Below are 11,482 nucleotides of genomic sequence, written 5' to 3'. Positions count from 1 at the left end.
CTGCAAGTTCCAATGATTTATTTTATTCGTTTTCAATTTAAATATGGTTAATTTTACTTATTGTTGACGAAGCTCGTCAACAGTTCGTCAACAATAAAGGATTTTTTAAACAAATGTAGAAATATAATTAATAAAGAGGTGACTAAAATGGAAATGCATTGTAGTGTCTGCAGACAACCCTACAAGGATGACGACATGGTATTACTTGATGAATATAATACGGTTATACATCAATCGTGTTATGGATTGGAAACACAAATACAGGATTTAGGCACTTTTCACCAGGTCATTAACAAGTACGATTTTTTCAAGCAATTAAGAAAGAAGAATGAAAAGAAGCAATTAACCCTTAATTTAGATGAACAGACTATTACAAACATGCAAAAGTATGCTAAATTACATAATGTATCAGTAGATGACTTGGTCACCGCTCTCTTTATAGAACATGCTCAGGCTCCCATGGAAACAGTCGGTCGTATTCAGAAAGAACAGGGTAACCTGGATGAACTTGATGAGTTTGGGAAGAAACTGAATAAGTATTTAGATGAAGCTGCTGCTAATGAAGAGGATGAAAAAATGGCCGAGGTCCTTAATCAGCTGAATAAAGTACATATTTCAAAACTAGAAGTGTTAACTGATTTGTATAAGGTTTATGAGGAAAATAAGAAGGCCCAATATTTTGGGCATTAAAATCGATCAGGGTATACATCGCTTTCCCACGGAAGACTGGTGAAACCTCTCATGCTTTCGCATTCCAAGTGGTTCCTCACCAATGCCTTCCACCGCTGGGCCTATAAATATTTCTGTAGCTAACATTCTGCATTGTTTATCTATAAAGGGCAACTATAATTTCTATCCCAGCCTCAATATAATTTAACAAAGGGGTACGATATTCAATGCATAAAAAAATTAAAAAGGAAAGAACTAATAAAGAGTTAAGAGCTATTAATATTACCATTAATCTCCGTAATGTTTTTTGTAATTCATAATTTGGGCTATCTAAATATGTATTCTCCAATTTTTCTACCTCAGCAGGTTGCATTACTGAAATTTCATCTAAAAAGTACGAAAATTGATCTTTAGTTAACTCAAATCTTTTTATAGCTGAATTTCTAATTAGATAATAAAATACAAAAGAAAAAGCTATAAAAATCAGCACAATATAACCAAAATAAGGGATGGTTAAACTATCAATTGACCTATACAGTGTTGTTACAAGCAGTATTATTATTGAAAGTAGGGATGCTACAATAGAAGTGTTTATTCTATCGGTTTGTTCATAAATAACTTTTGAAACGTTCATCGCTTCTTTTAATAGTTGATCTTTTGTTTTAAAAAAATCTTTTAGATTATCCTCAATATAGTGGTCATAATAATGGTTAACTGTTTTCCATATATTAGATAACTTAGAGTCCATAGAAGTTAAATTTTCCTGGTCCGTAATGTAAAGTGAAAATACTTTTTTAATAATCAAATACTTCTCAGTATATTTCTTAGCAGAAATCAAAAATTCAAATAGATTTTTAAAAGACTCGTAATTTGTTGTTTCAAAGTTATTTTCAACAATTAATTTTATACTTTTCTCCCCTCTAATAACAAACTCATATTCACTATTTTTATCTGAAAGACTTTCTAAAAGGGTTAGATAAAAAGATCGCTTAATTAAATTAACCAATTCTTCTTTATCATCGTAAGAATTATCTAATAGTAAAAAAGCATATGGATTAAAAAAATAATTTTGTGTTCCTTTTTTATTATTAGATAAATAAAATTTAATATTTTTTTGGGTATTATCATCAATTGTTCTTTTTTTTATATTATCAAAGTTTAATTTATTATTTAGAGGTATAAATGATATTGTTTCAGTTTCTATGTAATTTATTTCCGGTATACCCATATTTACTTTTATTCCATTGTTACTATTTGTTATTTCCTGAATAGATTTCAATGCGCATTCTTTGTCAAAAAAATAATAGTCTATAGCACCTATATTAGTGTTTTTTTCTAATTGAATTGATACTGAATCTATTTCTTCTATTTGAATAAGGTTTTTTTCTAGGTCCTCCACAACTTCATTACAATCTTGAGTAAATGGATTACAAAATATTTCAAAACTATCCACCAAATCACTTAATTTTTTAATAAACTCTATAGGTAGTTTACTTTTGGTTTTAAACTCAACTAATCTCAATCGTTCATTAATTTCCCAATTACTATCTAAGGTAGAAAGTATTACCTGAAATTCTTTGTACTCATTCAATATTTTTTCCAATGCCATTCACGTAATACCTCCTTTAAACCTAAATATTATTTCAAAGTTCTATCGAAGTTTAAACTTTTATCGATTGTTATTACATCATCACCGTTTTGGTCTTTGCTAATGTCTACCATGGAGGTTATTCCTTTGTTGTATCGAAAGTATAACTGATCTTTATCTCCTTTATATACTATGACATTATCTTTTCTTTCCACTGTAAAAGAAGTTTGGTGATCACTATATTTGGTGAGATAATTTGATACAAAATCCCCTGCATTGTTATTAATATAAAGTTCTCTGTCAGGCTTATTTACAGGTACATGATCTTCTAATACATCTTTTATGGCTTTTTCTAACTCTATATGAGACCCATTTGAAAAAACTGTATCGATTGAATTATAGATCAAGTTTTTATCAACTTCTGGAAGAATCTCTGTAATTTTATCCTTAGCTTCCCTAATTACTGAGTTAGTTATGATTTTATCATTTAAAATCTCTTCGGCTTGAAGAAATGTTTCTATGAAAAACCTAGCCGGTTCGCCTTCCCTTTGCTGTTTATCCATTACAAATAACTCTGTTTCTACTTCATCCTTAACATTATATCTTATAATTGCACATTTATGAACTCTATCATTTGAATCTGGCAGAATATTTTCTAGTACCTTTACAGTCAGATCATCATAATCAACTTGAACACCATGCTTAGGATCTAATTTAATTAAAAAGATACAATCTTCTTCTTCAGTGTTGACATCGAAAACAAAAAAAGTTCCATTACTAGTCGAAGTTGAGTTCTTCATTATTCTAAATAAATTATCCGTTAATTCACCTGATAGTTGTATAAAATTTTCATTAGTACTATTCTCGGCAAACCGGTCTATCTTTGTTTTTACTGTTGCATCTTCATCTATAAATTTGCAACTTTTAGTATTTTTCCCACTCCTTGTATCCAAAAAATGAGTTCTAAAGAAATCATCAATTATTTCACTGCTTTCCTCTAATGGAAACAATTCATCGGAAACCTTTGCATCGGATTCCTCCAATTCAATTGCGTTAATTGCCATTCTTCTAATAGTCATACCAGCTATTTCAGTAGTCATAAGATTATTCCCCCTATTTTGTATTTAAATACTACTTCTACAAATAGGGACTATTTTCCTGCTTTTATTACAAAAAAATTAAAAAAGATTACAAATTAATGCTAATCAATAAAAACTTCAATCACATCGTTAAGATTTACTTTGACGCCATCAGTAAAAATAATACAATCCCCAGCAACTATACTTTTTAATTTACCTTTCACAGTATGGAAATCATGATCCTTAAAATATTTTATTTCTAAACTTAAATTATTATGTATCGCCAACTGTAGCTTCATCATATTTTCTTCAATCTGCTGCTCATCTAGGATGGGCATTTCCTTCTTTTCATCCTCTGCCCACATGTCCTTAATCATCTGCACATGTTCAGGCAGCATGAGTGACGTCCACTTTATGTCTCCTCTGTCATTAACCATGATGTATCACCCTCTGCAGGAACGTTTGTTCTATTATAACAAAAAATATTAATTTGTATACTGTTATTTATTTACAAAATAACAACAAGATTTCTTTCTTCTTAACTTCTGTAAAGGTTATTTATTTTTCTAACTTCTTCAATCAAGCCCTGTTTCATATTACTAATTTCCCTTAATACTTCCTTTTGAATACGCTTTTGCTCATCCAGCAATTTTACTATCTCTGCGAAACCAAACATCAAAATCCCGGAAACAACTCCAACAAATACATGGGTAACAAAAGTTACAAATGACGCTTCTTCCATCCCTGGAACATTTGGTAGATGATTAAAATAACCTAAAATAATTCCTGATGCAATACAAACCCATCCAATGGTATATAACAATGTAGCTATAAAATTCAATTGCTTCTCCCCCTTCTTTTTAACTATAACTTTACCATAATCTTCTTCATAAAAAGAGGTATTCTAAGTGTAGGGTGGAGATAAATAAACCATCTTGCTCAAAATATGTATTTAAAGCCAAATTAATTCCCCGGTAGTTTCCACTACCGGGGAATTTTAAACAATTAAAACAATAATTTATTTTAAATATTACCCAAACATCTTAGCAAAAGTATTTTTTCCAGGTTTACCATCTACGCCGATACCTTCATCCCGCTGAAAAGCTTTAACAGCTAATTCAGTACCACCGCCGAAGATTCCGTCAAAACCTTGTGGATTATACCCCAGGCCATAGAGCACACCTTGTATTATTCTTGTAATGTTACCCCTGGCCCCGCGGCTAACTGCTTTAGATGCTGCTCTTGTTTTCGGTCCCCAGATGCCATCCATAGTAAGACCAGCACCAAACTGCACATTTAACTCACGTTGATAAGCTTTGACTGCTGCCTTTTTAGATAGGGCACCGTATAGCCCGTCGACTGCAATGCTATTAAATGAATAGCTGTTAAGCCAGCTTTGAAATTGCGAAATACAATCCGATTTATTTTGTTTGGTTTCCGGTTTTGTGTTTTCTAATTTTGATTTACTTGCAGGTCCATATAAACCGTCTACGGTTAAATCATAGTCACGTTGAAACTGCCGTAATCCTTTTTCAGTATCTTCCCCAAAAATACCATCTGCACCATGGCCACCCAGATTATAGCCAAGATCGATGAGCATTTCCTGCATGTCTTTTACTTCGGATCCCCGATCGCCGCGCTGTAAATAATTCCTGGTTTTCTTTGTTGTTTTACTTGTAACTTTTTTACCTTCGATCATTGCAAGAAAGTCATCCCAGCTTATACCTGCTTTGCTGGACCGGATCTGTGCAGGACAGTCTTTCGGGTACCAACTGTTATGCTGATTAACGTTTTTAATGCTTATTCCGTGTTTATTCATCAGCTGCTTTACAACATCCGCACCATTTTCAAGTGTTTTTTCATAGTCAGCGTCGGAGTTAATGCAAAGCTCTACATGGATTGTTGAGGTGTTACCCGGTCCGCGCCCATCTGTAGCCGCCCAGCACATAACATTATACGGAAAAGACTGATAAGCCTCTTTGTCATCAACAGATACATGCCAACTGGCCGCACGCGGATTAAGCCTGCTTTGGATATTAGCGTGCGCTTTTGCATTTGCTCCTGGATTTGTATTCCCGGTTTGATGGACTGTGATTCCAGTAATCCTATTTCCGTAACCGTATGAGCGTTTGTTTATAATGTGACTAGAAACAAGCTGCTGCTTAATTTTCACCATTATTTATTAACCTCCTTCTCTCCATCTAAATATTTTTGAGCTCGTTCAGCCTCCGGGGTCCAGTTGTTATTTTTCCAATGGTTCCAAATCTCTGTGCCTGCCAATGCGCCGACGGATATGCCTGCTATAATTGTTTCATTGTCAAAAGGCAGTAACTCATATCCAAACATTATTGCTGCAGCGTTTATAAAAACCACTGTCATTGCTATTAATCGAACCCACTTGTTATCAATTTTTTTGAGTTGTTTTTTCATGTAAAAATCACCACCTTTCTAAGCAAAATAAAAAAGCCCTAATCAGGACTTATACTGTCAATCCGTTTATGCGCTTGTTTGTTGGACTCTTCTACCCTTGTTACACGTTCGGAAAGGTGACTTATTTGTTTTTCATTTGCTTTTAAATCAATCCGAATATCATCAACTCCTTTGCGTATATAGTCCAGGCCTGCCTTTAGCTCTGCACCTTCCTTGGTATCACTTTTCGTGCTATTTGTCTTTTTTGACTGATAGGTTAGATAACCCACAAAAACTCCTGTACCTGCAATAAATACCGATACAACTGAAATTAGTATTCCTACCTCAACTGTCATCGTCGACCCCCTGTAATTTAGACATTAAAAAAGCATCTCAATTGAGATGCTTATGCCTTTCTTCCAATTTTATAGGCTACACTTTTCGGGTGTTTTTCTACCAATACCCTTTCTATTATTTCATGTTGCACGTTGTTAATAACTTTTAAAACGTTTGGTTCGGGCTCATTAACTTCTATTGAAATTTTATGAACATCCATAACGCTTTCACTTTCTTTCAATACAGCTTTAATTTTATTTAATAATGCTTCTTCCTTTTTTCGTTCCTCAGACTCTTCTCTCCTGCGCTCCTGCTCTTTATCCCTTTGTCTAACTATAGCTTGTGCCTGTACCGATTTATCTGTCATATCATGTCTAAAACTCATATTATCCCTCCTACTTACTAAATTCGCCAAGAGGGTATAAAGTCCTGCTTTTTTATAATATTTTTAACATCAAAAAATACGTTTATTCAGCGTTTAATTCATTCAGAAAGTGCTCTTTTGCCATTCCCTTTAAGTCTTCATTCGATTTATCTTCATATTCGTTTGGAGACAGTTCGAACCTTCCTCCACCATGAGCTGTTCTTTTGTCATTAAATGCGCTGTACCCGATAACCACACTTGCGACTTCTCCGTTTTTCAATCTCTCGGTTTTACTTTTAATTTCAAATCTCACTTTTTATCCTCCTCTAAAATAACGCTTAGCAACCCTAATGTACGCGGCTTGATTTCTTCACCAAGATCAGACAGTTTGAATTTCTTTAAAGCAATTTTCACCTCCTGGTCCGCTAATTCTTTCGTCTCATTGCGAAAAGCTTCCCTTTTAACATCATCCGGGATCCGACCATCCTCGGTGATATGCTCTTTGTATTTCTCTGTGATTTTCTTTCTTACCTCATCAGAAGGCTTTAATTCATCACCTACCTTTTTAAAGTTTTGTTGGATAGAAAAAGCCACCGAAGTCGGCAGCTCTTTATCCAAAATATCGTTTAATCCAGCTTTTAGATCATATAAATCTTTTACAGTTAGCTTCATTATGCCACTCCTTTTAATTTTTCAATCTCAGTTTCCAGACGTTTTATTTTTTCCTCGTGAGTTTCAGTTAAACTGTATAAATCTGTGATTTTTTCTTCGTGGTCTCTTGTTATTGGAATTAGGAGAGTCCATACCCTTTCATCGTAGTTCTCAATTTCGCCATCTTGGTAATCAACGTAATAGTATAATCCAACTTGTTCTAAGTCATTTGCGATGATTCCATGGTGCTTCTTTAAACCGTGGGTTAGTCCATTATTTTCTTCAACTTCCCTTTTGTCATACCAAGCTTTAGGATTTATATCTAACAGACTATAAGGATCTGCATCTATAGGCTGTATTTCTGTCTTATATTTCCTTGCTGAAGTAGTACGGTAAAATCGATAGTCACCGTTATTTGCCATAGCTATCCGTAAGTTCGATGAGTTACTGGACGTATTATCTTGAGTAGGATTGCTGAATAACGTTCCATCACCACTGATATACAAATCGTCTCTATAATTATTAGTGTGAGAGTGAGTTCTGAACCTTATTACAGGATCTTGATCTCCATGTGGCCCCCTGTTCGGATAAAAAACCAGGGCATTTTGAAAATCACTCACATAATGATTGTTTTGACCGAATTGAATTCCGTTCTGATTACCTGTTCCATCGTTTGAGTTTAAATAGATTCCGCCATAAATATATACTCCATAGCGAGCAAAGCCAGAATCAACTACACCCGATCCATCTATTGTTAGAGGAAGTATATCTGCAACTAAGGTTAATTCATCTGATTTTATTTGTGCACCTGTATAGTATTGTGAAATGGAAAGCATTGGAACTATTTCAGAAGACCCGTCACTATGGTTTATAGTATTCCAAAAGATTAAAGCATTTTCCTCACCTTGGAAGCCACCTGAATCGGTAATCAGCATGGAAATTCTCATTTCGTCATTTTTGTTATAAACTTTAAAGCCTTCATCATCCAATATAATACTTCCGGTGTCTCCATTCTGTTCAATGGCACCACCACTGACTAACCCTGCAAAAGTAGCATCTTCACCAAACACATGACCTTCAAAATTTATTTGGTTAGCGTCAAAAGTGAAGGATCCGGCCTCTTGTGTAAAAATAGAACGGACTTCATCTTCTTCAACTTTGGAAGTGATTGCCCCTTCTAGGCCATCAATATTTAACTCCACAGTTGTTACACGCTCTTCGACATCATCCAAATATTCACTATCAGCCTTCAAAGCAATCTGACCTGGCAGAACAGATAACTCACCTTCTGCTGTAGAGAGTCTGCCTTCAACAGTATTTAAATCTTCCTGAGATGCTTTTAAACCAATAGCTTCTTCATTCTGACTTATTTGCGTATTTTGATCATCCAACGTTTGCACAATACCATCTATATCTGTTTCATATTCCGTTATCCCTACATAATTTAGCAGCCTGTTATTAATGTCTTCAATAGTATAAACGTCATCTATATTTGCTTTGTCTACCAGCTGACCGTTCACGTATTCAATTGTAGTACGGTCTGCTAAATCATCCGCAATTTCCTGCATTTTAATTTCATAAGTTCCACGATCTACAGCATTTTCGTCTGTATAATCCTTGGCATTCTGTTCTGCTTCATCAGCACGTTGATCTGCATGTCCTATTGCATTATCCTCAGCTTGATCTGCTTTATCTGTAGCATCCAACGCTGCATCATCCCGAACAATGTCATCCTGAGCTTCAGCATACCCTTGGGCATCGTCTCTTGCCTGCTCGGACTTTTCGCTGGCATCCAGTTTGGCTTCTTCATCATAGACAATGTCTTGTTCGTCGGCATGTTTTTTTGCATCTTGTTCAGCTTGATAGGCTTCGCCTGAAGCCCATTCTTTGGATTCGTCAAGGATTTCAAGGGCTTGTTCAATCCTTGCTTGTTCTTCCTCGGATAAACGTTCATCACCATATTGCATGGCATCCCGCATACGCTCCACAGCCAAACGTGCAGGTAGTTCCTGTTTTTCTATACCATCTAATTCGTTAAATTTATCCCTAATCTTAGTAATGAGAGTGGGCTGCGCTTCTCCAAAAGTGGCTTCTAAAATAAAGCCGCTCGGCTCATGAATTTCCGTAAACTCGGTTATAGGGGCATTCATGGTGATGTTCCACTTTTTATTAAACACTTCTACCAGGTCACCTAAACGGAAGTCTTTTTCATATTCGAAAGGAGTGGACATGGCAAAGTCGTTATTGCGATTAATGGATGGTGTGAGTATCTGAGCTTCTAAATAAAAAGTAGTCTCAAATTCTCTCATTCTCTGTTCGCCACGTTCAATTAATAAGGCTTCATATTCCTCCGGCGGTAGTTCCTCTTCTGTTTCTTCATCAGTTTCGGATACGTCCCGAGCATCAATAAACACCTCATGGAGACCCATGCCTTCCGCTTCACCGATTTTTACAATTTTACGTTCTACACCTTCACCCTGACCACCTACATATCCGACATTTCGATAATTATTATCAGAGTCAACAAACTGTTGCGTTTTGATCGTAGAAAAATCAGGACTAAAAAAAACAGGCTGCAAACCTGCTTCATTTCCTTGTGTGACGTTCCGGGGCTCCACAACGTCAAATATCCATTTGCCGCGCTCCATATCAGCATACATAATCCAGCCAAGGTTGGCCTGCTTGCTTATTGCAGTCAGTTCATCAGCTACATTTTTAAACCGGGATTCCCATTCAATCAGTGAGCCTCTACCTTTATCAGGAGCTATTTCAATATAATCAATTTTGCGAGACGGATCCACTGGATTAACAAAATGCCTGTGGACATAATGCTTCATTACTGTTTCTGCAGCATCATTAATCTTGTCATGGCTTTGCCCTTCTGGCGGTATAGTAACTCGCTGATCCAATACACCTTTTAAAGTTACACCTGTCACACGCCAGTTTTCGGTCACTTTGCCATTTTGGTCAAGAGCGATTTCCCGATGTCGGATAAGCATTGCTTTATCTCCTCGCTTGTCCAGGATAACCAGATTCCCTTTAACAAAGTACTCGGCGCCCTCGATGTACTGATTTATATGCAGCTCAAACTCCCCAACTTCATAAAAGCGCGGATTGAACTGCAAAGATAAATAATTATCCGTCTCTGTGAGCATATTTAATTGTTTGTCATATACTCTAATTGGTTTCATGTTATCTCCATCTTCCAGTAGCTTTATATCCTAAATAGCCACTTGCTATGCTGTTAGTGGATAATATATATAGTTCCACATAATCGCCAGTGAGAAGCCTTACTCCTGTCCACTGCACCCCTTCCCAACGACGGGAGAAATGTTGTATATTTGGACGGTTCACAAATGGGTAAGGAAAGTTAAAAGTCCGACTGTTGAAATGGATGTTTGCTCCCTCTTCAACGGACAATACATCACTATCTTCAAACATACACTCTAAAGTACCGTCGGAGTACCGCTTATACTCTCCTCTTGCGTTACTTCCCTGTTCCACAAGTAATACATTTTCAGACCAAGAGCCCCAAGGAATAACCGCGTTAACAGAGTTAGAAGCTCTTTTAAATTCTCCATATATTTCATAGTTATTTGAGCTTGACCAATCAAATATGGTGATTGTCTGTACTCCGGTGTGGGTACGATTTCCAATCGTATGGACATATGCTCTTAAATTACTTAAACTACGTCCATAATCGCCAGGACTGACACCTATACTATCAAGCCATTGCTCCATGATTTCGGCATTTGCATCGCCACTGAGATAAAACTGAACAATACCTTCCGCGTAATCCCCAGGAGGCGCATCAGGTGTTTTGATGTCCACTGTATTAATCTGATCCCCAACTTGACGGGCAACCTGGACACGGCCGCATACTTCATGATTTCCGCGCTCGTCCGTGATTTGACTTCCTTCTATAAATGATTTTCCTGCTGTGATACGTACTTGTGCAAGAGATAATTCATATACCGTATCGTTTCTTGTTAGAGTAGGTGGTTCCGGATCACTACCTGGTGTTCCTTGCTTAACAAATGCCTGGATTGCCCTAACGTCAATATCACGATCAAGTCTTAATACTACACGATCAATTCTATCCTGTGAGGCATCAGCACCTGCGTGTGTTAATGTAAGACTTGATGTGTTTGTATACTCATGACCTTCTATAAATGCAGAGCCAGGCGCCACAATTGTGTTCATGGTATTTTCTGTTGACACTGCCAATCCTTCAAAAAATCCGTTACCAAGGAAATTGGAAAAGAATTGTGCAAAGTCATTCGCTTGATAGGTTCGCTCATCACCTTCAACTGAGTTAAAAAACCGTGATAGTTCTGCCATTAAATCAACTCCTTTCTAAATTAATGCAGGAAAAAAGTCCCTTCC

General features: G+C 36.1%; 13 protein-coding genes. 1 reads left to right on the top strand and 12 read right to left on the bottom strand.

Annotation, left to right across the window (positions count from 1 at the left end; genetic code table 11):
* The first annotated feature begins 147 nt into the window (after positions 1-147).
* Positions 148-690, top strand: coding sequence for a DUF6364 family protein (locus GHD25_RS17895; RefSeq protein WP_164219421.1), 543 nt, complete (start codon positions 148-150; stop codon positions 688-690).
* Positions 691-826: 136 nt separating this feature from the next.
* On the opposite strand, the gene GHD25_RS17890 is transcribed toward GHD25_RS17895, so the two are convergent.
* From GHD25_RS17890 to GHD25_RS17835, 12 genes are all read right to left on the bottom strand, one after another.
* On the bottom strand, positions 827-2,278 hold the full coding sequence (locus tag GHD25_RS17890) for a hypothetical protein (RefSeq protein ID WP_164219419.1): 1,452 nt from the start codon (positions 2,276-2,278) through the stop codon (positions 827-829).
* Between the two features lie 29 nt (positions 2,279-2,307).
* Positions 2,308-3,357: a nucleoid-associated protein gene (locus GHD25_RS17885; protein ID WP_164219417.1), complete on the bottom strand. Its 1,050-nt coding sequence runs from the start codon at positions 3,355-3,357 to the stop codon at positions 2,308-2,310.
* Positions 3,358-3,458: 101 nt separating this feature from the next.
* Positions 3,459-3,773 (bottom strand): YolD-like family protein, encoded by a 315-nt coding sequence (locus GHD25_RS17880; protein WP_164219415.1) that lies wholly within the window; start codon positions 3,771-3,773, stop codon positions 3,459-3,461.
* 101 nt (positions 3,774-3,874) lie between these two features.
* Complete coding sequence (locus GHD25_RS17875) at positions 3,875-4,177, bottom strand: hypothetical protein (protein WP_164219413.1); 303 nt, start codon at positions 4,175-4,177, stop codon at positions 3,875-3,877.
* 189 nt (positions 4,178-4,366) lie between these two features.
* The gene (locus GHD25_RS17870) at positions 4,367-5,512 is read right to left on the bottom strand and encodes a peptidoglycan recognition protein family protein (RefSeq protein ID WP_164219411.1); all 1,146 of its coding nucleotides are present in this window, start codon (positions 5,510-5,512) and stop codon (positions 4,367-4,369) included.
* On the bottom strand, positions 5,512-5,766 hold the full coding sequence (locus GHD25_RS17865; protein ID WP_164219409.1) for a phage holin: 255 nt from the start codon (positions 5,764-5,766) through the stop codon (positions 5,512-5,514). The genes GHD25_RS17870 and GHD25_RS17865 overlap by 1 nt, the downstream gene beginning before the upstream one ends.
* Positions 5,767-5,804: 38 nt before the next feature.
* Positions 5,805-6,101 carry a hypothetical protein gene (locus GHD25_RS17860; RefSeq protein ID WP_164219407.1) on the bottom strand — a complete coding sequence of 99 codons (297 nt, stop codon included), beginning with the start codon at positions 6,099-6,101 and terminating at the stop codon, positions 5,805-5,807.
* 50 nt (positions 6,102-6,151) lie between these two features.
* Positions 6,152-6,466, bottom strand: coding sequence for a hypothetical protein (locus GHD25_RS17855; protein ID WP_164219405.1), 315 nt, complete (start codon positions 6,464-6,466; stop codon positions 6,152-6,154).
* 82 nt (positions 6,467-6,548) lie between these two features.
* The gene (locus GHD25_RS17850; protein ID WP_164219403.1) at positions 6,549-6,758 is read right to left on the bottom strand and encodes a hypothetical protein; all 210 of its coding nucleotides are present in this window, start codon (positions 6,756-6,758) and stop codon (positions 6,549-6,551) included.
* A complete protein-coding gene (locus tag GHD25_RS17845; RefSeq protein ID WP_164219400.1) occupies positions 6,755-7,117 on the bottom strand; it encodes a hypothetical protein in 363 nt (120 codons plus the stop codon). Before GHD25_RS17845 ends, GHD25_RS17850 begins: the two co-directional genes overlap by 4 nt.
* Positions 7,117-10,287 carry a Gp37-like protein gene (locus tag GHD25_RS20050; protein WP_164219399.1) on the bottom strand — a complete coding sequence of 1,057 codons (3,171 nt, stop codon included), beginning with the start codon at positions 10,285-10,287 and terminating at the stop codon, positions 7,117-7,119. The genes GHD25_RS17845 and GHD25_RS20050 overlap by 1 nt, the downstream gene beginning before the upstream one ends.
* Position 10,288: 1 nt before the next feature.
* Complete coding sequence (locus GHD25_RS17835) at positions 10,289-11,437, bottom strand: hypothetical protein (protein WP_164219397.1); 1,149 nt, start codon at positions 11,435-11,437, stop codon at positions 10,289-10,291.
* Positions 11,438-11,482 lie beyond the last annotated feature (45 nt).

This window comes from Virgibacillus aidingensis, from assembly GCF_010994035.1.
Taxonomy (GTDB): Bacteria; Bacillota; Bacilli; order Bacillales; family Amphibacillaceae; genus Virgibacillus_N.
The sequence above is the reverse complement of the archived record's forward strand: the minus strand, read 5'-3'. Positions and strand labels throughout refer to the sequence as shown.

Excerpts from the sequence above, each read along its gene's own strand:
- GHD25_RS17865 (WP_164219409.1), bottom strand. The coding sequence starts at position 5,766 with ATGAAAAAACAACTCAAAAAAATTGATAACAAGTGGGTTCGATTAATA.
- GHD25_RS17835 (WP_164219397.1), bottom strand. The coding sequence starts at position 11,437 with ATGGCAGAACTATCACGGTTTTTTAACTCAGTTGAAGGTGATGAGCGA.
- GHD25_RS17895 (WP_164219421.1), top strand. The coding sequence starts at position 148 with ATGGAAATGCATTGTAGTGTCTGCAGACAACCCTACAAGGATGACGAC.
- GHD25_RS17860 (WP_164219407.1), bottom strand. The coding sequence starts at position 6,101 with ATGACAGTTGAGGTAGGAATACTAATTTCAGTTGTATCGGTATTTATT.
- GHD25_RS17890 (WP_164219419.1), bottom strand. The coding sequence starts at position 2,278 with ATGGCATTGGAAAAAATATTGAATGAGTACAAAGAATTTCAGGTAATA.
- GHD25_RS17855 (WP_164219405.1), bottom strand. The coding sequence starts at position 6,466 with ATGAGTTTTAGACATGATATGACAGATAAATCGGTACAGGCACAAGCT.
- GHD25_RS17845 (WP_164219400.1), bottom strand. The coding sequence starts at position 7,117 with ATGAAGCTAACTGTAAAAGATTTATATGATCTAAAAGCTGGATTAAAC.
- GHD25_RS17885 (WP_164219417.1), bottom strand. The coding sequence starts at position 3,357 with ATGACTACTGAAATAGCTGGTATGACTATTAGAAGAATGGCAATTAAC.
- GHD25_RS17870 (WP_164219411.1), bottom strand. The coding sequence starts at position 5,512 with ATGGTGAAAATTAAGCAGCAGCTTGTTTCTAGTCACATTATAAACAAA.
- GHD25_RS17880 (WP_164219415.1), bottom strand. The coding sequence starts at position 3,773 with ATGGTTAATGACAGAGGAGACATAAAGTGGACGTCACTCATGCTGCCT.
- GHD25_RS20050 (WP_164219399.1), bottom strand. The coding sequence starts at position 10,287 with ATGAAACCAATTAGAGTATATGACAAACAATTAAATATGCTCACAGAG.